This window comes from Campylobacter sp. CCUG 57310 (assembly GCF_013201975.1).
In the GTDB taxonomy this organism is placed as follows: Bacteria; Campylobacterota; Campylobacteria; order Campylobacterales; family Campylobacteraceae; genus Campylobacter_A; species Campylobacter_A canis.
On record NZ_CP053845.1, the window covers coordinates 873,399 to 895,540 of the forward strand.

The following is a 22,142-nucleotide window of genomic DNA, read 5'->3' on the forward strand; positions in this document are numbered from 1 at the left end:
AGGCAAGGCGTGAAAATCGATATAAATTTACAAGACGAATCAAGAAACTACACTGTTTTTATAAATGAGCTAAGAGAGCTTAAATTTGATACCAAAGTAGCCGTTATAACTAATCCGAAAGTCGCAGGATTGCACCTTAATAGCTTGCTTGAAAATTTAGAATGTAAAGAAAAATTTATAATAAGCGTGCCGGATGGCGAGGAATATAAAAACCTAAGCACTATAGAGCAAATTTTAGAAGAGCTTTTTACCAGCAAGCTTGATAGAAGTAGCGTTATCATAGCTTTTGGCGGCGGCGTGATAAGCGATATGGCGGGATTTGTGGCAAGTGTTTATCAAAGAGGGATTAAGTTTATAAATATACCTACCACGCTTCTAGCTCAAGTTGATGCAAGCGTAGGCGGAAAAACGGGAGTCAATAATAAATTCGGCAAAAACTTAATCGGCTCGTTTTATCAACCGCGAGCCGTTTATTGCGAGAGTAAATTTCTAAAAACGCTTCCAAAACGCGAATTTGCAGCAGGAGTAGCCGAAGCTATAAAGATGGCTGTGATGTTTGATAAAGATATGTTTGAGTGGCTTGAGGGCGCAAATTTGCAAGATGAAGCGAATTTACAGCAGCTTATATATAAAAGCGTGCTTTTAAAGGCTAAGGCCGTTGAGGCCGATGAGCTTGAAAAGGGCGTAAGAGCGGTGCTAAACTACGGACACACTTTTGCTCACGTGATAGAAAACGAGACTGAGTATAAGAAATTTTTACACGGTGAAGCCGTAGCCATCGGGATGAATATGGCTAACGTACTAGCCGTTAAACTAGGGCTTTTAAGCTCGGAAGAAAAAAACAGAGTTGAAAATTTGCTCCTTAAATTTAACCTTCCGACAAGATATAGCGTAGCTAACGCACACAGCTTTTATGAGGCGTTTTTCTTTGACAAGAAAAGCGAAAATTCAGCTATCAAATTTATCTTGCCAAAAGGAATTGGCGGATACGAGATAAGAAAAGATATCAACAAGGATATCGTAATGGAAATTTTAAGCGAGTTCAGATGAAAAAGTTGCTTGTGTCTTTGGTTTTTTGCTTGTTTGCTTTTGGCGCAAATGAAGTGGCGCAGGATTATAACTCCACTAAAGAGGCCGCTTTGCTTGATTTAAGAACCGCACTTACTTCTATCGACGAGCAGTTATCGGGCAACATCTGGATAACTAGATACTCAAACTATAATACCTTTCAAAAACTCACAGCCGAGCTTACAGAGGTTGAAGCTAATTTAAAAAAAGTGCCTAAATCAAACAGCGAAAAGATGCTTGAACTACAAAAAAAGCAAAACACACTAAGAGAGCAGATAGAGCTTTTAAAAGAATTTGAAAAAGCGCCATTTTCGAGTATGATCACGGCTCCGGAGATAGAAAATTTACAAAAGATCACAAATCCTGTGGCTGTTATCTCGGGATTTTCTTACATAAAGCAGCTTAGAAGCGAAAAGGACGAGTATAAAGAGCGCTTAACTGGACTTGATAAGATCATAACCGAACTTAATAAAAAAGAGGAAATTTTATCAAATATCGTAAGACTGAACGATGATGAAAAATTTAAGAGCGATCTTATAGAACTTAGGCAAGAGATAGTTGAATTTAACGCTGCTAGAGATATAGCTCAAACCACTTACAGCGTCTATGAAAAAAGAGTTAGCGAGGCTATGGATAGAGCAAGCGAGGATATAAAGGCTCAGGCTGTAAAAGCTCTTAATATTGCAATTTTATTAGTTATTATCATAGTTCTTTCGTTTTTATTTAAATTTATCACTAAAAAGACCATAGCCGATAACGAGCGCTTATATACGGCGAACAAATTTATAAATTTGGTAAATATCACTCTTGTTATAGTTATCTTGCTTTTTGCCTATATCGAAAACGTAACTTATCTAGTTACCGTGCTTGGTTTTGCCTCGGCGGGTATTGCTATTGCTATGAAAGATATGTTTATGAGCATGCTTGGCTGGACGGTTATCGTTTTTGGCGGTAGTTTTCATGTAGGAGATCGTATCAAGGTGCGAAAAGGCGGTGAAAATTTCGTAGGCGACATCATAGATATCTCGCTTTTAAGGATGACGATTTATGAAGATGTAACTCTAAATACTTATATGTTTAATCGCCGTGCGGGTCGTATCATCTTCGTGCCAAACAACTATATATTTACCGATCTTATAGCAAATTTTTCACACCAAGGCATGAAGACGGTTTGGGACGGTATAGATATCACGCTTAGCTTTGACTCAAACCATAAAAAAGCGATGTATATCATGAAAAATATCGTGCGCAAATACTCCAAAGGCTACACCGATATCGCTAAAAAGCAGATGAGCAAGCTGAGAAATCAATACAGTATTAAAAATCCAAACGTAGAGCCTAGAATTTTTTCTCTGATCGAGCCTCACGGTATGAAAATTTCTGTTTGGTATATGACAAATTCCTTTGCTACGTTAACTCTTAGAAGCACGATAAGTGCCGAGATCATCGAAAGTTTTGCCGCGGAAGACGATATCGTGATAGCATATCCTACTCAGACTCTTTATATGGATAAGCGTGTGCAGGCGGCAGAGAAAAAACCGATAGAAAATAGCGAAGAAGTAAGTTTATGAGAGAGAAAATTTACTTTAAAACCTTTGGATGTCGCACAAATATCTACGATACCGAGCTTATGAAAAGCTACATAAAAGATTATGATATCACAAACAACGAAAATGAAGCCGATATCGTAGTGATAAACTCATGCACCGTTACAAACAGTGCAGATAGCGGCACTAGAAGCTATATAAACAGCGTTAAAAAACGTGGCGCAAGGGTAATACTTACAGGATGCGGTGCGGTTAGTAAGGGCAGGGAGCTTTTTGATAAAAGCTCTGTTTTTGGCGTGATAGGAGCTAGTAAAAAGGAAGACATAAATTCGCTCTTAAAATTTAAAAACCCGTTTTTTGAGCTTGGAAATTTAGAAAGTATCGATAAAAATATCGTTACAAACTATGAAAATCACACCAAGGCTTTTATCAAAATTCAAGAAGGATGCGACTTCATCTGTAGCTACTGTATCATCCCTTCGGTGCGTGGTAAAGCAAGAAGTATGGATGAAGAAAGCATAGTAAAAGAGGCTAAAATTTTAGCTTCAAACGGCTATAACGAGCTGGTTTTAACAGGAACTAATATCGGCAGCTACGGCAAGGATACGGGCTCATCTCTTGGATATTTGCTTCATAGGCTTGGCAAGCTTAGCGGCATAAAGCGAATTCGCCTTGGAAGTATCGAGCCAAGCCAGATAGATGAGAGCTTTAGAGAAATTTTAAAAGAAAGTTGGCTGGAAAGACACCTTCATATCGCGCTTCAGCACACAAGCGAAGATATGCTTAAGATAATGAGGCGCAGAAACAGAGCGCTTAAAGATATTGAGCTGTTTTTGGAGCTGGCAGAGCTTGGATTTGCTCTTGGAACTGATTTTATAGTAGGACATCCGGGAGAGAGCGAGCAAATTTGGACCGAGGCGCTAGAAAATTTTAAGAAATTTCCGCTTACTCACTTGCACTGCTTTGCTTATTCGCCAAGAAACAATACTCATTCTGCTACGATGAAGATCGATGTAAGCGGTGATGTGGCAAAAAAGAGGATGAAAATTCTCCAAGGGATAGTGGCGCAAAATAATTTAAAATTTAGAAATGATAATAAGGCAGTTTTAAATATCTTAATTGAACAGAAAAACGGCGAATTTTATGAAGGATTTGATCAGTTTTATAACAAAGCGAAGATAAAAACTAAAAAAGATATACAAAAAGAGTGGGTGGTATTAGATGAGTATGAGATCAAAAGTGAGGCAAACTATGCGCAAATTTAAACTTAGCAAAAAGGGAATCATCTTAGCTCTAGCCTTAATACTGGCTATCTTGATGCTTAATGTGGTCTTAAATAACCGACCTAAAAGCCTAATATATGAAAGTTACGAGCAATTACTTGACGGAAATTTGATTAAAAAAGCCATGGTAGCGCAAGATGAGATAATCATAACAACCAGTGGCGGACACAAATACTCTATCGTTAAAGATGGAATCGATATGAATAAATTGGTTCAAAAAGTGCCCGTAAGCATAGATAAAGAGTATCCTATCGTGCAAGAAATTTTAGCGATTATTTTTCTTATCGGGCTTGGTTACGGTGCGCTGTTTTTTTATACAAGATTTAAGCTAAGACAAAAAAACGAAAGCAAAAATAGCGAAAAAGTAAATGTTTATGATTCTGAAAATATCTTTGCAAGCTCGGTGATGCCTGCTATCTCAAACGTAAGCTTTAGTGATGTGGCGGGCATAAAAGACGTAAAATTTGAGCTTAGCGAGATAGTTGATTTCTTAAAAAATCCTGTTAAATATAAAAAATTCGGTATTAAAATGCCAAAAGGCGTGCTTATGATAGGGCCTCCCGGAGTTGGTAAGACGCTTGTAGCAAAGGCTGTGGCAGGAGAAGCTAACGTGCCGTTTTTTTACCAAAGCGGTGCGGCGTTTGTACAAATTTACGTAGGAATGGGCGCAAAAAGGGTTAGAGAGCTGTTTTTAAAGGCTAAGGCTTACGCACCTTCGATAATCTTTATCGACGAGATAGATGCGGTGGGTAAAGTGCGCGGAGGAAGTAGAAACGATGAGCGCGAGGCTACGCTAAATCAGCTTCTTACCGAAATGGACGGTTTTGAGGATAACTCGGGTGTCATAGTGATAGCTGCAACAAATAGGATCGAGATGATAGATGAGGCATTGCTTCGCTCGGGCAGGTTTGATAGGAGAATTTATCTATCGATGCCTGATTTTTCAGATAGAGTTGAAATTTTAAAATCGTATCTGAAAGATAAAAGCTCTAGCGTATCGCCTGAGGATATCGCTAAGATAAGTGTCGGTTTTTCAGGAGCCGCGCTTGCCACTTTGGTTAATGAGGCGGCCATAAACGCACTTAGGAACAACAAAGGCACAATAGATATGAGTGATTTTGAAAGTGTGCTTAATAAAGTCTTGCTTGGTAAAAAACGAGTGCTTAGCTATAGCGACGAAGAGAAGAAAATTCAAGCTCTTTATCAGAGCGCAAAGGCTCTAAGTGCTTATTGGTTTGGGGTTGAATTTGAAAAAATTTCGCTTGTGGAAGATCACTTCAGAGCTGCCGAGCGAGAGATAGAGTCTAAAACGCAAATGCTTTCTCGCATAAAGGTATGCTTGGCGGGTATGAGTGCGCTAAAAGAGAGTAGGGATGATGTGTTTTCAAATGCGCATAGCGACATAGCAAAAGCAAAAGAGATCGCTCAAAATATGGTCTTTGAATACGGCATGGGTAAAACCCTTGTGCCAAATCCTGCCGATGTTGAGGCTATACTTCAAGAGGCTTACAGTGAGATATCGGAATTTTTACGCGGCATGAAGGATCAAACGGAAAGAATTTGCGAATACATATTGACAAACGAAAGTATAGACAAGGCGAGTATTAAAAATATAATACAAAGCTCTTATGAATGATTTGCAATAATATGCTAAAATCGCACATATTTTAAAAACGGAGTAAAATTTATGAAGATAAAAATAGGAATTTTAACGCTTAGCGATAGAGCTAGTGACGGTACTTACGAGGATTTATCAGGGCCTGCGATAAAAGAAGTTTTAGACGGTTGGATAACAAGTGAACGTGAGTATGTATATGAGGTGATTCCCGATGAATTTGAGTTAATCAAAGAAAGACTCATAAATATGAGTGATAACTTAAAATGCGATCTCATACTAACAACAGGCGGCACGGGTCCTGCACTTCGTGACGTAACTCCTGAGGCGACCGAGGCTGTTTGTGAAAAGATGATGCCGGGCTTTGGCGAGCTTATGAGAACCGCAAGCTTAAAGTACGTCCCTACGGCGATTTTATCACGTCAAACCGCAGGAATTCGTAAAAACAGCCTGATAGTAAATTTGCCTGGCAATCCAAAGGCTATTCGTGAGTGTTTAGAGCCGATATTTCCTGCGATTCCGTATTGTATAGACCTTATAGAGGGCGGATATATACAAACCGATGAAAATATAATGAAGGTCTTTAGACCAAAGCAAAAGAAGATTTCTTAATACAATTAAAAGAGAGGCTAAGACTCTCTTTTGTTTTTTATATAGATATAAATCGCCGTTATAACCGCTAAAATTACGAGTATTGATATGACTATATTTTTAAACAGCTCTTTATCGTAATTTGTCCCCAAATAATACCCCACCGCAAGCAAAATCGCCACCCAAATTCCCGCACCTAGCGTAGTGTATAGAGAAAATTTAAGCAGATTCATCTTGGCAAGTCCTGCAGGAAGACTGATGTATTGACGAATTCCCGGGATTAACCTGCAATTAAATGTAGAAATTTCACCGTGCTTATTAAAGAAATTTTCAAATTTTTGCATTTTTTCTTCTGTAATTCCTACAAATTTGCCGTATTTTTCTATCAGACCTCTTCCGAAAAAATAGCACAAGCAGTAGTTAAACACAGCACCACCCAAAGAGCCTCCTGTGCCTGCTAAAAAGGCTATAATGATGTTCATTTCGCCTTTGCTTGCAAGATATCCCGCAGGTATCATAACTATCTCACTAGGAAATGGAAAAAACGAACTTTCCAAAAACATCATGCAAAATATACCGATATATCCCCAGTCGCTAACGGTCTGAACTATGAAATTTATAATATCGTTAAGCAAAAAAGCCCTTTATAATTTAAATTTAAAGAGAGATTGTAGTGAAATTTGATTTAAAACTTTATTTCAAAAGAGACTTGGTAGGTCTTTTTATTTAAAACACAGGCAATATCGCGCCTTGATAGCGTTTGATTATAAATTCTTTCGCTTGAGGGTTTGTTTATGGCATCATCAAGCGCTTTTATCTTATCGCCACTATTGTATTGGTGCAAGGACTATCGGCATCTTGTATGATAAGAGTGACTTTTGACAGGGAGTCATATCCATATCAAGCACGAAATTTGTGCTGATCGGCGCAGATCTACATAGTCAAATGAATGCCGGATTTGCGCCTCTTTAAGCTCTATAAATTTTAGATTTTTAGGATTTTCCACAATATCGTGTAAAGTAGCTTGAGTAGCTTTTTCATCTAGCTTTATAATGCTATTTTTAGCAAGAATTTTAAGTACTATGTTACTGTTGCTAGGATGGTATGTGATAGCGACTTTCGAGTTTTTTAGACATTTGATGTTTTTTGGAGTAAAAGCCCATCTGTTAAATATGAACGCTTATGGTTTAACCAAATTTAAGCCTCGGTTTTTATTTTGCTTCTCAAGATATGGTAAATGTTGGAAGAAATTTGGATCAAGATTATCTTGATCTGTGGCTATGTTTTTGGGGTAAAGTAACGAATTATCTCTTTTATCACAAATTTATAAAATTAAAGTTAAAAGCTTTTGTGTGAAAGCAAAGGAGGGCGAACCCTCCAAAAGTAAATTAAAATGACGGAAGTATAGCGCCTTCGTATTTGCTCTTTATAAAGCTTCTGATCTCATCTGAATTTATAGCTTTATTCAAAGCTTTTGTTTTGGGGCTATTTTCATTACCCGCTTTTACTACCACGTAGTTTGTGTAAGGACTTTCTTTGCTTTCAAGAGCAAGTGCGTCTTTTGACGGGTTTAGCTTGGCATTTAGAGCGTAGTTTGTGTTGATAACAGCTATAGTTACATCATTTAATGTTCTTGGAATTTGCGCTGCTTCAATCTCGCTAAATTTTAGATTTTTAGGATTTTCTACTATATCAAGCGGAGTTTTAAGCGGATTATCGTTTAGTTTGATAAGTCCTGTGCTTGCGAGTACGTCTAATGCACGACTTTCGTTTGTAGGATCATTTGGTATCGCTACGGTGTCGCCGTTTTTTAGCTCGTTTAAATCTTTTATTTTAGCCGAATAAACTCCCATTGGCTCAAGGTGAACGCCTACAGTTTTAACCAGATGAGTGCCTTTGTTTTTATTAAATTCGTTTAAGTAAGGCAAATGCTGGAAGAAATTTGCGTCAAGATCGCCATCTTCAGTTGCCAAATTTGGTATAGTGTAGTCGTTAAACTCTTTTATTTCAAGCTTAAATCCGTCTTTTTCAAGTAGAGGTTTGGCAACTTCGAGAATTTCTGCGTGAGGAACAGGCGTAGCGCCAACTATGATTGTTTTAGCTTTATCGGCTGAGCTTAAAGTTACTGCAAGTAGTGCACCAAGTAGAATTTTAGAAAATTTCATTTTTTATCCTTTAAATTTTAAATACAGCTAATTCATTTAAAAGGATAGTATAGGCGAGAAGCTTATTAAATTTCTTTTTAAATGTTTAGCTTGAACTAAGCACTTAAAAAGAAATTTGTGCTTAGCGTTAGTCTTTCGACGACTTAAATTTTACACAACGACACATTTCACACATATCTGATTTCATTTCAATCCTTTCTTTTAAAATAATTTTGAGATTGTAGATAAAAAATATTTAAAAAAAAATAAAAGTAGCACAAAATGCTACTTTTTTGTTATTTTGTAGAGTAAATTTCCGATTGACTGGAAAATTTGAACCATTATGATTAAGATAACCACGGTATAAAGCATTATATCAGGTCTAAAGCGTTGATATCCGTAGTTGATCGCAACTGCTCCAAGACCGCCTCCGCCTACCGCTCCTGCCATCGCCGAAAAGCCAACTATAACTATCAAAGTAAGAGTTATGGCAGATATTATGCCGGGAAGCGCTTCAACGAACATTATCTTAAATATTATCTGCGAATTTGAGGCTCCAAAGCTCTTTGCAGCTTCAATTATACCTTTATCAACCTCTTTTAGTGCGCTTTCAATGAGTCTTGCGATAAAAGGTGCCGCACCTATGGTAAGAGGCACGATGGCTGCCGTTGTGCCGATACTTGTGCCTACTATCATCTTAGTAAACGGGAAAAGTACGATGATGAGTATTATAAACGGAAAGCTTCTTAAAGTGTTTACGATTATATCAAGCACTAGATACAGCTTTTTGTTTGGTTTAAGTCCGTCTTTATCGCTAAGCACTAAGAGCACTGCAGGGATAAGCCCAAGCAGAAACGCTAAAAATGTAGAAACCAAGCTCATATAAAGTGTCTCATTTATCGCAGGAAGTAAAATTCGCTCAAACACGCTTGGAAATTTAGAAAAATCTATCCCAAACATTACGCCACCTCCCATAAAACGCCACTTTGCTTGATATACTCTAGCACTTTTTGCTTGTCTTTTTTATCTATATTTATCACAAGCGAGCCAAGGACGTTTTCATTTAGCTTTTCAAGCTTACCCCAGACGATGTTAAAATCGACATTTAGCGTTCGCGCCATATGAGTTATAATGCTTTTTTGCGCTACCTCTTTTGGAAAAAATAAGCGGATATTAACCCCGTTTTGAGGTAAAATTTCAACCTCTCCTAAAAATTCCTTCATCTTCTCATCGGGCTTTAAAAATAGCTCTTCAATGCTTCCTGAGCCTATGATTTTGCCGTGTTCAAGCAAAATTGCTCTATGTGCGGTTGATTTTACCACTTCCATCTCGTGAGTAACGATAACTATGCTTATTTTTAACTCGCGATTGATCTTTTTTAAAAGCTCGAGAATCGAATTTGTCGTATTTGGATCAAGGGCTGAAGTCGCCTCGTCGCTTAATAAAATTTTAGGATTTAAAGCAAGCGCTCTTGCTATGGCTACGCGCTGCTTTTGACCACCGCTTAGTTCGCTTGGATAGCTTTTTGATTTGTTGCTTAGTCCTACGAGTTCAAGCAGTTCGCTTACTTTTTTTTGAATTTCGCCTTTTGGATATTTCCAAAATTCAAGCGGAGTTGCGACATTATCAAATACGTTTTTTCTAGCCATCAGAGCAAAATGCTGAAATATCATACCGACATCTTTTCTAAAGTGCCTAAGCTCGTTTGCGCTGATATCTTTTATCTCTTTGCCATATACTTTAACAGAGCCGCTTTTGTAGCTCTCAAGTCCGTTTATGCAGCGAAGCAGGGTGGATTTGCCTGCGCCGCTATGTCCGACAAGTGCGAAAATTTCGCTCTCATTTACTGTAAAACTAACATCATCTATGACTCTTGTATCGCCATAGTATTTGATTAAATTCGAAATTTCTATCATTAAATTTTCATGCCTTATTATTTAAATAGAAAATAATAAATTACATAAAACCAACTAAGAAATCCATGTATAATCGCCCACAAAATGCTTTTGTTTGCGCCCCACGATAGAGCGACCGCAACGACTGTTCCTAGTGTAAATCCACCAAATCCTAAACCCTTCATGTTTATCCTTTCTACGGTTATTATCTTTTATTTTTAATTAACAAATGATATATCACATAAAACCAGCTAAAAAATCCATGAATTATAGCCCATAAAATGCTTTTGTTCTCTCCCTAAGAAAGAGCAACCGCTATTAGCGTTCCGAGTGAAAACCACCTATTCCAAAGTATTCCATTCTTTCTCCTTCCTAAAAATTTATTTGCTGAATTTTTTAAGCTCAGCTTCTACTTTTTCAAACTGCTCTTTTGCGCTTGCAAGACCGGCTTTGTTTGTCTCTATGACATCAGCAGGAGCATTTGCCACAAATTTTTCGTTATTAAGCATGTTTGAAAGCTTCATTATCTCCTTTTCAAGCTTGTTTTTCTGCGCGGTTAATCTACTTATCATCGCCGACATATCAACTCCTTCAAGCGAGATAAATACCTCTAAATTTTCGCTTACATCGCATACAGCGTCATCTATCTTGCTGCTTACAAAATCGATTTGTTCGCATTTGGCAAGTAGGGCGATATACTCTTTTGCCTCGCTTAAATTTTCGCTTCTATTTAGCTTTACATAAGCCTTTGAGATCTTTGAATTTCCTAGATCGATAGTTGCTTTTGCACGTCTTATGGCAACTATCGCTTCGATTACAAGTGAAAAAATGCCTTCGATCTCTAAATTTTGCTCTTTTATCTCAGGATAGCGCGAGATCATTATCGAGCTAGAGTTTTCTAAATTTGTACCGCTTAGCTCGTGATATAAGTATTCGCTTATAAAAGGCATAAAAGGACTTAGTAGCCTCATCGCCTCTTTAAATATGCTTCCAAGCTCTTTTACGCTACTTTTATCGGCTTTACTAAGCTCGATTCCCCAGTCGCAAAATTCATCCCAAAGGAATTTATAAAGTGCATTTGCAGCGTCATTAAATCGGTAAGCGTCGATATTTTCGCGCACCTGTTTAACACACTCGCTAAAGCGGCTAGCCATATAAATTCCAAGCTTTGTTTTAAGCTCTATCTTGTGAAGATCTTCAAATTTGCTCTCGTTTAGTAGCAGGTATTTGCTGGCGTTATAAAGCTTGTTGGTGAAATTTCTTACTAGCTTCATCTTATCGTCGCTTAGCTTTATATCTCGCCCTTGAACTGCAAGCAAGGCAAGCGTAAAGCGCAAGATGTCCGCACTATATTCCTCAATACTATCAAGCGGATCTATGACGTTTCCAAGGCTTTTACTCATCTTTCTGCCTTGCTCGTCCTTAACTAAAGCATGCAGGTATATATCGCTAAAAGGAAGCTTGCCTAGTGCATTTTGCCCCTGAAACATCATCCTTGCTACCCAGAAAAACAAGATATCAAAGCCCGTTATGAGAAGGTTGTTGGGATAAAATTCAGCTAAATCGTTTTCAAACCATTTTTCATCTTTAAGCTCATCGCCGTTACCCCAGCCAAGCGTGCTAAAAGGCCAAAGACCGCTAGAAAACCAAGTATCAAGCACGTCCGGATCTTGATGGAAATTTTTGCTTTTACACTTTCTACACTCTGTCGGTTCGCCCTCATCAGCCCACTCATGACCGCAATCATCGCAATAAAAAACGGGAATTTGGTGTCCCCACCAAAGCTGGCGAGATATACACCAGTCGCGAAGTTCTCTCATCCAAGCGTTAAAGCTATTTATCCAGTGCGGAGGGTAAAATTTAGCAAGACCGCTTGTTACATCTGCAATTGCCTGATCGGCTATCTCGCGTTTTACAAACCACTGCTTTGAGATGTAAGGCTCTACGACATTTTTGCAGCGATAGCAGTAGCCTACTTGATTTTCATAATCTTCAATCTTTTCGATATTGCCGATTTTTTCAAGCTCTGAAACTATGATATCTCTTGCTTCAAGGCGCTCAAGACCTTTAAACTGTGCGCACTCTTCGTTTAGGATTCCGGCCTCGTCAAAGCATGTGATAAAATCCAAATTATGGCGCTTGCCGACCTCGTAGTCATTCATATCGTGAGCCGGAGTAACTTTAACAAGTCCTGTTCCAAACTCCATATCCACGTGCTCATCGGCAATTATCTCTATCTCGCGGTTTATGATAGGCAAGATTACTTTTTTACCTATCAAATGCTTATATCTTTCGTCGTTTGGATTGACCATTACGGCTGTATCGCCAAAGTAGGTTTCCGGACGAGTCGTAGCGACTATTACAAATTTACTAGGCTCATCGGCAAAATAATACCTTATATGATACAGCTTGCCTTTGTTGTCTTTGTGCTCGACTTCGATATCGCTAAGCGCTCCGTCATGCGTACACCAGTTTATCATGTAGTTTCCGCGAACTATCGTGCCATTTTCATAAAGCTTTACAAAGGCCTTCTTGACAGCCTTTTTAAGCCCCTCATCCATGGTAAATCTTTGGCGACTCCAAGCAGGAGTTATCCCAAGACGGCGCATCTGATGAACTATCATGCCACCGCTTTTTTCCTTCCATTGCCATACGCGATTTACAAACTCTTCGCGTCCTATACTCTCTTTTGTTATTCCTTGAGCTAAAAGCTGCTTTTCAACGACGTTTTGAGTGGCGATTCCCGCATGATCAAGTCCCGGCTGCCAAAGCGTCTTGTAGCCGTCCATTCTTTTATATCTTGTCATTATGTCTTGAAGCGTAAAGGTAAGAGAGTGTCCTATGTGAAGCGAACCGGTTACATTTGGAGGAGGCATCATAATGCAAAATTTGCGACCTTCTTTTTGGATATCTTTGTTTGCGTCAATCTCGAAATATCCGCGCTCTTCCCAAATTTTATAAAATTTTTCTTCAACCTCTTTTGCGTTGTAAAAACTCACTTCAAATCCTTTTAGGTTTTATCAAAAATGCTCGATTTTATCAGAATTTTACTAATAGGGCGATTAAATTTATAAAAGTAGGCTGAAATTTAAGGATAATAAAAGCGGCTTTAATTAACAAAGCCGCTTTTTGTGAAGTTATTTTACTATGAACTCTTTTTGAGCTAAATCGTAATCGCTCATGCTCTCATCATACATATTTTCGGTAATGACCGCAGGAAGCATGCATTTGCCGCTCATCACAACTCGAAGCGGAGTGTAAAGGGTAAATGGCGTCTTATCCTTTTCGTTCACGTATCCTGAGCTAAGAGAATAGAATGTAAGCACTCTATCATCAGCTATCACGTTATGCTCCACATTTAGCGTATTTGTGATCGCTTTGGTTCTTAAATTTGGAGCTATGTTTTCGTTTATGATCTCAAAGCAAGGGCTGATTTGCTCGTTTATAACGCCGTTTCTTATGTAATCATCGGTTTTGATCATAAGCTTAGAGTATATCACGTCATTTAGCTTAAGGTTGTTAAGATCTATCTCTTTGCCGTCTTTTCCGACAAATTTTCTCGTTATATCAAGCCCTTTTTTATCAAATTTGTGATTTATCTCAAGTGGCTTGTAAGCATAGCTTGCAACTCCAAGATATACGCTTGAACCTTTTTCAGGCACGATTGTGATCTCAGGCTTGATAGGCGTGATATTTATAGCACCGAGTCCGTCAAATTTAAATTCTTGATCGTCGCTGATAAGCTTAAATTTATTCTCGCTGCTTGTGTCTTTGATATATTCTCTAAGTGCTCTTAGTGTAAAGGCTCTCTCTTGAGTCGAGTAGAGTTTATCAACTTGTTTGATTAGATAATCCGCCATCTCATCACTAAATGCGTTTTTCTCAAAGTGATTTGCATGTATTAGTAGCATAAATGCGGTGTTTCTTATCCTTGAGCCGAAGTTATCAGGCAGGTCGCTCTCTTTATCGTAAAAAGTTTTACTTATCTCTTTTAGCACTTTTGAGCTTTCTTTGCTTAGCCCTTCATTTTTTAAGATAGCCGCCATCAAATATCCGTCAAGCGCGCTGTTTGTGTATCTTTTTTGATCGTAAAGCGCATTTAAAACCGAGCGATCAAGCTTCTTTTGTCCGCTTAAGATATAAGCTGCGTATAGAGCTTGGAAATTGTCGTTTGAGCCAAAATTTTCAAGCCATTTTATCGCTCTTGATTTGACCGCTTTATCTATTTCAAAGCCTGATTTTTCAAGCTTTAAGATAGTATCTATGGCATAAATCGAAGCGAAGTTGTTTGTATAGCTTAGCTCGCTCCAGTATCCAAAACTTCCGTCGCTCTTTTGCATTTTAATGAGGTCGTTAAGTCCTGCATTTAAAAATCTCTTAACATCGGCTTCATCGGCTTTTGCCTGAGCTTTGCTTTTGTCTTTATTTGTTAAAACCATATAGTTTAGCTCTAAAAGCCTTGAAGAGCGTTGCTCTGAGCATCCGTAAGGATAGTTGATAAGCTTATCGCTATTTGCCCCAAGCATGCTTTTTATAGAATTTGACGCATCTATTCTTATGCTCTTAAAATCACTATCAAGAGTTATCGTCTTTTGCTCGCTTGCTTGGAATGATTTTGCAAAAGTACTAAGCGGATAAGGGTGTATAGCATCAAAATTTAGCTTATGACTATAAGTTTCTTTACCGTCATTTGCGCTAAATTTCAGATACGACTTGCCTGTTTCGTTTACGTCAAGTGCAACTGCTATCTTCAAATTTTGATTTGGTTTTAGGCTTATCTTATCTTTTTCGAGTTTGGCTTTTAAATTTGTCTCAAGGGTTAAATTTAGCTCCTTGGCTTCGTTTGTGGTATTTATAACTCTTAAGATGTAGTTTATGTTATCGCCTTTTATAAAGTAAGCGCTTTGCGTAGGTTTAAGGATGATATCGTCTTTTACATCAACGGCTTTTACGCTACTGCCTAATTTATTTTCAGTTGTTGCTATGACTGCTAAATTTATCTGGGAGTTAAAGTCGCTTGGAACCTCTACATCAAAGCTAACATCTCCGTTTGCGTCGGCTTTTGCTGTTTGCATTTTGATATAGGTTTTGATGTTTTTCTTATCGACAGGGCTTGCAAATTTTGCCATTCTCATCTCCATTAGAGCCATAGCGCCGTCTCCACCGAAGCTAAGAACTTTGCCTTCTTTTTTAAATCCTGTCAAATTTGAGTAGATGTCAAAGTCAATAACGAAATCAGCAAGCATCTTGTCAAAGAATTCAAGAGGGCTTTTTAGCTTTTGATTTGTAACCTGAAGCACTCCCTCATCAACGGCAAAGAGAGTAACTTCTGCGTTTGGATCGGTCTTTACGCTTGCTTTAAATTTGGAGTTTGATCTAACAACTTTTGGTGCATTTACACTTACGTTTAGCATTCTGTGTGATTTATCGGCTTTTGCATAAACCTTATCGTAAGTTCTAAACGGAAGCAGGTCATTATCAGCCACACGCACAATCGTAGCGCTTACATATAATCCTTCAAAGTCAAAATCAAGCTCAAATTTAGCGTTTGCGGAATTGTTTTGGATATTTACTACTTTGTATTTTTTAACTCCGTCGCTTTCAAGAGTGATGATACCAAGAGCGTTTTTAAGTACAGAACTTACATCAACGCTCATCACGTCGCCCTTTTTGTAGCTCTTTTGATTTAGCTTGATTTGAGCTTTGGCAAGCTCTTTTGTAGGCTGCAAGGAGCTATAGTCCCAACCGCTTACGTCGATACGAACGCTCGCGCTATGCCCGCTTGAAACGTCGCTTATTATAACTTCATAATCGCCACTTTGCGTAAAATTATATGTAAAATTATTTGTATCTTGAGATAAATTTTCTACTAGCTCATAAGAGCTGTTCCATCTTAACACGCCTTGACTATCAAAGTTATAACTCCAAATTTTTCTTTTTATCTCGATAGCCTTTGGAGTATCTTTTATCTCTTCTGATGTAAAAGGATCAATGCTAATGAAGCTGAAATTTACGTTTTCATTGGTATCTACGTAGTCTTTATCGGCTTTTATGCCCACCATCGATTTAAAAGGATATATGGTTAAATTCTCGCTTGAACTTACGTTTTTACCGTCATCGTTTATGCTAAATACAATCGCGCCTCCGACGATACTTGCGGTATATTCAGGTCTTAAATCGGATATTTTAAAAATCTTGCTTGCCTTGCCGTTGCTATCAAGAGTTACAGGTTTTTCTATCTGGTTTAAGCTGTTGTTTTTTAGCTCGTCGTTACTAAATTTAAAGTCTTTAAATTTATCATTTTTATACTCTGTTTGATATAACTGAAGGCTTACATTTCCTTGCAAATTTGAAGCAGGAGAGCCAAAGAGATAGTTGCTTTGCAAGTCGGCTTGGATTATCTCGTCTATGCCGTAAATTTTCTTTTTAAGCGCTATGCTGTTTTTTATGCGTTGAGGAGTGAAGGACTCAACCGAAAAATTATATTCGCCTATGATTTTATTTGCAAAGATTATCTCAAATCTAAACGAGCCTGTTAGAGCCGAGTTGATAAATTCATCGAAATTTATTACGCCAAGTTCGTTGGTCTGAAAATTTTTATTTAAGATGATTTTATTTTGCGGATCTTTGATTTTGATCTTAACCGGCATTTTTGCAAGAGCTTTAAACAGCTCGTTTTTGATGATTATCTCGCCTTTTATATTTTCTTCAGGTCTTATGATATTGCTTGCAAAATGCACGTAAGCATCGTATTTTTCGGCTCTATCGCCGGTTTGAAAATATCCGTTTGAGTTCAGCTTTTCGTTTTGAGCAAGTATTATAAACCCTTGTTCTTTTCCTAGGCTAACGGTTGCCGAAGCTATATCTTTGCCTATGTCTTTTTTATTAAATTTAAAGACACCCTCGTCGTTTGTTATGCCTGATGCGATTACGTCGTTTTTGACCGAGTAAATTTTAACGTCGGCATTTGCCACTACCGCATTTTGGCTGAGTCTTGAAGCAAACAAAAACACTTCATCGTTTGAGACTTTTACGTTAAGTCCGATATCGCTTAGATATACCGCCTTTTGCGCTCTTTTATCTTTGTCGTAATAAATCGTTATGAGATATACGCCATCACCGCTATTTGGAAAATCAAGCTTTATTTTATGCTTTAAAATTTCGTTTTTAACTCCGCCCAGCTCGTAGTTCTTGCTTGCAACTTCTTCGACATAAGAGTTTAAATTTGAGCTATTGAAATTTAAAAAATATCTATAGTTTTGCTCTTTTAGTTTTTCTACTACTACTTTGGCGGTAGGGGTATTTACGCTTTCTATGCCGATTTCGCCGATGTTTGAGATATAAAGCATATTGTCGCTAAATTTCAAAAACGGATTTAAATCGCCAAATTTTATATCAAAATCAACCCGCTCTCTTACAAGCGCATAGTCATCTCCAAAGCCTTCATTAAAGCTGATTTGATACTTGGTTTGAGGCTTAAATTCGTCACTTGTGATATCTATGAAATAATAATACCCCTCGTTTGCCATACTGTCTGAGGTGTAGTATGTTTCGCTTACTTGAAAGCTCTCAACGCCTTGTATCTTTATAAATTTCTTGATGTTGTTATCGTAAGTTGATATCCAGTCTTTTAAATAAAGCCTAGCAGCTAGTTTGCCGCCCTCAAGACTCTTGGCTTCAAGCATATCAAGGATGAGGGTTCTTGCCTTTGGATTATCGATGAAATTTGGCTCGGAAGAGTCTTGATTAGCAGGAATTATGTAGTCATCTTCTAAATTTCCGCCCGCTATATTTTTTAAATTTTTAGATATAAAAAATTCTAAATTTTTAGGCTCTTCAAGTATCTTTATGACAAAACCCTTGTCGCCGTTTTTTGTTATTTTGTATTTTACGTCGTGTTTGGATAGGTTGTCTTTATTGTAAATTTTTACGTTTTTTACAAATTCCTCTTCGGTTAGCTTATCGTTAAAATTTACCGAAAAATCCTTGCTTGAAAATATAAATAAAGAATCAAGTATAAAATTTCCTCCATAAAAATTAATCGAAGATTCGCTATTTTTGCATGTATAATCAACCCCTTTTCTAAAGCCGTTTTTTGGATATACGATCAGGTAGTCTTGCGCATATTCATATACGGCATCAAGCTCTGGAGCGCACTCTAAAAGCTTTTTATGCGTTATGGTGCCGATTTGCGATTTTTTAAACGGCTTATCTTTTGATATGCCAAGCATTATGCTTTCGCCGTCGGCATTTTTAAGCTCACCCGTCAGGATAAAAGCATTGAGATTAAAAGCTAGCAAAAGCATAGCCAGCAAAGACCTTAAAAGCATTAAAACCTCCTTATTTCGATATTTACTTCACTTAAATTTGAATTTTCATCCAGACATCCGATCTTGTGCTTGCCAAAATCTAAAAACAGCATATTATCCATGCCGTTTTGGCTTTTTTGCCATTCGTTTTGATTTAATTTATAATAAATTTCATCACCGATATATGCGTAACATTTTAGCACAACTTTAGTTGCATTATCGTCACTTAATAAAATTTGATTGTTAAACGGTGCAGCTATCAGTGGTCTAAATTTTTTAAACTCATCGTAGCAAGGGCTGTTTAGCAAATCATCTTTTGAAATTTGGTTATTTTTAAGCAAAAACGCTATCTCTTCGCTACGAATCATCTTGCACTTATCCTTTGGTAAAACTCCCTTGATGAGCTCGTCTTCTTGTTTGTTTCTGCACTCTTTAAACGCAAAAGCGTCAAGGCAGGTAGGCTCATAATCTATATTTTCGGGTCTATTTATAAAGCTTAAATTTTCTCTTTGCGCAAGTAGCTTAAATATATCAAAAACAGCCCTTGAAGCATCGTGAATTCCGCTTAGATTGTCCGTCTTTTTGCCGTTAAAATTTCCAAACCAAACAGCCACGGTATAGTTTTTATTAACTCCAATGGCGTATATGTCGCGTGAGCCGTAGCTTGTACCCGTCTTAAAAGCTATTTGCGGAGTATCTTTGGCGTATTGCCATATCATCCCAAGGTAAGCTCTTGATGCGCTTGAGAGCATTTTAGCGGTTAAAAACGCACTTTGCGGGCTTATTAGCTGCATGTCTTTATCTATGATTTTGCCCGCTACTTCAAGCGGTTTTAGCCTGCCTTCGTTTGCGTAGATAGTGTAAAGATGAGCTAAGTTTAAAAGACTCATTTCAGCGCTTCCTAAGGCTATACTCTCGCCGTAAAATTCCTTACTTTTTTGGACTAAATTTAGCCTTTTAAGCAGCTCGTAAAGAGAATTTTCTCCAAGTTTATTGTTTAAAATTACAGAGGGGATATTTAGGCTAAGAGCAAGCGCTTCGGTAGCCGAAACCAGTCCTAGAAATTCGTTGTCATAGTTCTTGGGAACGTATTCTCCAAGGAAAATTTCCGTATCTATCATCTGCATTTTAGGCGTTATAATCCCCTCGTCAAGCCCAAGTGAAAATATAAAAGGCTTTAGAGTTGAGCCCACGTTTCTACTCATTAAAACTCCGTCGTTTTGCCCCTCAAGCGCTCTTTCGTCATGTGAGCCCACATAGGCTATAACGCTCATATTTTCATTGTCTATTATGATTCCTGCGGCATTATGAGCCTTTTTTTGGATAAGAGAATTTGCCGTAAATTTTAGATTCGTATTTAAAATTTTTTGGAAACCAAGATCTAAATTTGAGTTTGATATACCGCTTTTTAGAGCGATTTGAGAGTATTGCTTGGCCTCAAAAGGGGCGCTAAATCTTTGGTTTTTAAAAGGCTCTTGTTTGGCTCTGCTAAATCCGCTCTTATCTATCACTTTAGCTTCGTAAAGTAGCTTTACGACACGGTTTTTAAGCGAGTTTATATTTGATTTTTTATCAAGACGATTTGCATTTGGGTTTTTAGGAATCGTGCTAAGAAGAGCCATTTGAGCAATGCTTAGATCTTTTAGATTTTTATTAAAATAAAACCTCGCAGCCGCCCCAACGCCTTCTATATTGCCGCCATAAGGAGCGAGATTGAAATAAAATTTTAAAATTTCATCTTTTGTGTAGTGCCATTCAAGCTGAAAGGCGGTAAAAATTTCTTTGATTTTATTGGTGTATGTCCGCTCTTTTGGACTCATCATGCGGGCTACTTGCATTGTTATGGTTGAAGCTCCTATGCGGTTTTTGTGGGTTAAATTATGAAGTGCTGCCCTAGCCATTGAAAAAGGATTAAAGCCAAAATGGTAGTAGAAGTATCTATCCTCAAAGAGCAAAACGCTATCTTTTAGCACTTTTGGTATGTTTTGAGCGTCAAAACGCCAAATTTCATCCTTGCTCGGACGCATTGTGATTATCTTGCCGTGTTTATCAAATATAATTACCGAATTTTCTCTTTTTAAAGCGTTTTTATTAAGTGGATAGGCGTAGTCCAGCACCAAAAACAGCGCAAAACAAATGGCGCAAAAAATTGCTGTATAGATGAAAGGCTTGATTAATTTTTTATTCATTGTAAAATTATATCAGATTTTATGATTTGGATTAAATTTATAAAATATCATATATAATTACTAAAATTAATTTTTTTAAAAGGAAAGACATGGATTACCGCATAGAAAAAGACACTATGGGCGAAATTCAGGTGCCAAACGATAAGTATTGGGGCGCTCAAACCGAAAGAAGTTTTGAGAATTTTAAAATAGGCGAAGAGAAGATGCCAAAAGAGGTCATTAAAGGCTTTGCGTATCTTAAAAAAGCTTGCGCCATAGTCAATCACAAGTTAAACAGGCTTGATGAGGCAAAAACCAAAGCCATATCACAAGCCTGCGATGAGATTATAGACGGCAAACTGTGCGGAAATTTCCCTCTTGTAGTCTGGCAGACAGGTTCAGGCACGCAGTCAAACATGAACCTAAATGAAGTTATCGCAAACAGAGCCACTGAAATTTTAGGAGAGGACTTTAGAGTAAAAAAACTCGTTCATCCAAACGATGACGTAAACAAGGGTCAAAGCTCAAACGACACCTATCCGACCGCGATGAGAATAGCCTTTGTGATAGAGCTTCAAAAGCAGCTTTTGCCAGCTATTAGCAAGCTTAAAAAGACTTTAGAGAGCAAGAGCGAGAAATTTAAAGATATAGTCAAAATAGGGCGCACGCACCTTCAAGACGCTACTCCGCTAACACTTGGACAAGAGCTTAGCGGATATGTCGAGATGCTAAGAAAAGCGCAGCTTCAAGTAAATGACTCGATGAAATATCTTTGTGAGCTTGCTATCGGCGGAACCGCCGTAGGGACGGGACTAAATTCGCACCCTGAGTTCTCAAATTTAGTAAGCGAAGAGTTAAACAATCTAACTAAAAGCGAGTTTAAATTTATCTCTCATCCGAATAAATTTCACGGGCTTACAAGCCATGACGGCGAGGTGTTTTTAAGCGGTGCGCTTGATGGACTAGCCGCAAATTTGATGAAAATCGCAAACGACATAAGATGGCTTGCAAGCGGTCCAAGATGCGGTATAGGCGAAATTTTTATCCCTGAAAACGAGCCAGGAAGCTCCATAATGCCGGGCAAAGTAAATCCGACGCAGTGCGAAGCGATGACGATGGTATCGGTTCAAGTCATGGCAAATCATTTTGCGGTAACTCTTAGCGCCTCTCAAGGAAATTTCGAGCTAAATGTGTTTAAACCGGTGCTTACTTATAACTTGCTTCAATCAATCAGACTTTTAAGCGATGCGATGATAAGCTTTAACGATCACTGTGCTGTGGGGATTGAGCCGAATTTAAAAGTGATAGACGGCTATTTGCACGGCTCGCTTATGCTAGTAACTGCGCTAAATCCTTATATAGGATATGAAAATGCGGCTAAAATAGCTAAAACCGCTCATCAAAACGGCACCACGCTAAAAGAAGAGGCTGTAAATTTAGGAATTTTAACAGCTGAAGAATTTGACAAATACGTTCGTCCAGAAGAGATGACCTATCCTAAAAAATAGACTTAATTTTACCT

At 37.9% G+C, this 22,142-nt stretch carries 15 protein-coding genes and 1 pseudogene; 6 read left to right on the forward strand and 10 right to left on the reverse strand.

Annotated elements, in window-relative coordinates; genetic code table 11:
• Positions 1-9: 9 nt before the first annotated feature.
• From aroB to mog, 5 genes are read left to right on the forward strand one after another with little or no spacing between them, the layout of a single operon-like run.
• Positions 10-1,050 carry a 3-dehydroquinate synthase gene (gene aroB, locus CORI_RS04360; protein WP_173030961.1) on the forward strand — a complete coding sequence of 347 codons (1,041 nt, stop codon included), beginning with the start codon at positions 10-12 and terminating at the stop codon, positions 1,048-1,050.
• Positions 1,047-2,639 carry a mechanosensitive ion channel domain-containing protein gene (locus CORI_RS04365; RefSeq protein WP_173030962.1) on the forward strand — a complete coding sequence of 531 codons (1,593 nt, stop codon included), beginning with the start codon at positions 1,047-1,049 and terminating at the stop codon, positions 2,637-2,639. Before aroB ends, CORI_RS04365 begins: the two co-directional genes overlap by 4 nt.
• Positions 2,636-3,880, forward strand: a complete 1,245-nt coding sequence (gene mtaB / locus CORI_RS04370) for a tRNA (N(6)-L-threonylcarbamoyladenosine(37)-C(2))-methylthiotransferase MtaB (protein ID WP_173030963.1) — start codon at positions 2,636-2,638, stop codon at positions 3,878-3,880. The genes CORI_RS04365 and mtaB overlap by 4 nt, the downstream gene beginning before the upstream one ends.
• The gene (locus tag CORI_RS04375) at positions 3,867-5,534 is read left to right on the forward strand and encodes an AAA family ATPase (RefSeq protein ID WP_173030964.1); all 1,668 of its coding nucleotides are present in this window, start codon (positions 3,867-3,869) and stop codon (positions 5,532-5,534) included. The genes mtaB and CORI_RS04375 overlap by 14 nt, the downstream gene beginning before the upstream one ends.
• Before the next feature lie 51 nt (positions 5,535-5,585).
• Positions 5,586-6,125: a molybdopterin adenylyltransferase gene (mog, locus tag CORI_RS04380; RefSeq protein ID WP_173030965.1), complete on the forward strand. Its 540-nt coding sequence runs from the start codon at positions 5,586-5,588 to the stop codon at positions 6,123-6,125.
• A gap of 17 nt (positions 6,126-6,142) precedes the next feature.
• On the opposite strand, the gene CORI_RS04385 is transcribed toward mog, so the two are convergent.
• From CORI_RS04385 to pbpC, 10 genes and pseudogenes are all read right to left on the reverse strand, one after another.
• The gene (locus tag CORI_RS04385; RefSeq protein WP_173030966.1) at positions 6,143-6,739 is read right to left on the reverse strand and encodes a DedA family protein; all 597 of its coding nucleotides are present in this window, start codon (positions 6,737-6,739) and stop codon (positions 6,143-6,145) included.
• Between the two features lie 50 nt (positions 6,740-6,789).
• A complete protein-coding gene (locus tag CORI_RS04390; RefSeq protein ID WP_173030967.1) occupies positions 6,790-6,948 on the reverse strand; it encodes a hypothetical protein in 159 nt (52 codons plus the stop codon).
• A gap of 45 nt (positions 6,949-6,993) precedes the next feature.
• Positions 6,994-7,428: pseudogene (locus CORI_RS10855) on the reverse strand (MetQ/NlpA family ABC transporter substrate-binding protein).
• Between the two features lie 64 nt (positions 7,429-7,492).
• Positions 7,493-8,269 (reverse strand): MetQ/NlpA family ABC transporter substrate-binding protein, encoded by a 777-nt coding sequence (locus CORI_RS04405; protein WP_173030968.1) that lies wholly within the window; start codon positions 8,267-8,269, stop codon positions 7,493-7,495.
• A 264-nt stretch (positions 8,270-8,533) separates the two neighbouring features.
• The gene (locus CORI_RS04410; RefSeq protein ID WP_173030969.1) at positions 8,534-9,208 is read right to left on the reverse strand and encodes a methionine ABC transporter permease; all 675 of its coding nucleotides are present in this window, start codon (positions 9,206-9,208) and stop codon (positions 8,534-8,536) included.
• The gene (locus CORI_RS04415; protein ID WP_173030970.1) at positions 9,208-10,164 is read right to left on the reverse strand and encodes a methionine ABC transporter ATP-binding protein; all 957 of its coding nucleotides are present in this window, start codon (positions 10,162-10,164) and stop codon (positions 9,208-9,210) included. Before CORI_RS04415 ends, CORI_RS04410 begins: the two co-directional genes overlap by 1 nt.
• Positions 10,165-10,181: 17 nt before the next feature.
• Positions 10,182-10,328 carry a hypothetical protein gene (locus CORI_RS04420; protein WP_169974737.1) on the reverse strand — a complete coding sequence of 49 codons (147 nt, stop codon included), beginning with the start codon at positions 10,326-10,328 and terminating at the stop codon, positions 10,182-10,184.
• Between the two features lie 195 nt (positions 10,329-10,523).
• Entirely contained in the window at positions 10,524-13,142 is a 2,619-nt protein-coding gene (locus CORI_RS04425; protein WP_173030971.1) for a valine--tRNA ligase, read from the reverse strand.
• 138 nt (positions 13,143-13,280) lie between these two features.
• Complete coding sequence (locus CORI_RS04430) at positions 13,281-18,473, reverse strand: alpha-2-macroglobulin (protein WP_173030972.1); 5,193 nt, start codon at positions 18,471-18,473, stop codon at positions 13,281-13,283.
• The gene (pbpC, locus tag CORI_RS04435; RefSeq protein ID WP_173030973.1) at positions 18,473-20,641 is read right to left on the reverse strand and encodes a penicillin-binding protein 1C; all 2,169 of its coding nucleotides are present in this window, start codon (positions 20,639-20,641) and stop codon (positions 18,473-18,475) included. Before pbpC ends, CORI_RS04430 begins: the two co-directional genes overlap by 1 nt.
• 89 nt (positions 20,642-20,730) lie before the next feature.
• On the opposite strand from pbpC, the gene fumC reads away from it, so the two are divergent.
• A complete protein-coding gene (fumC, locus tag CORI_RS04440) occupies positions 20,731-22,128 on the forward strand; it encodes a class II fumarate hydratase (protein WP_172199610.1) in 1,398 nt (465 codons plus the stop codon).
• Positions 22,129-22,142: the final 14 nt, after the last annotated feature.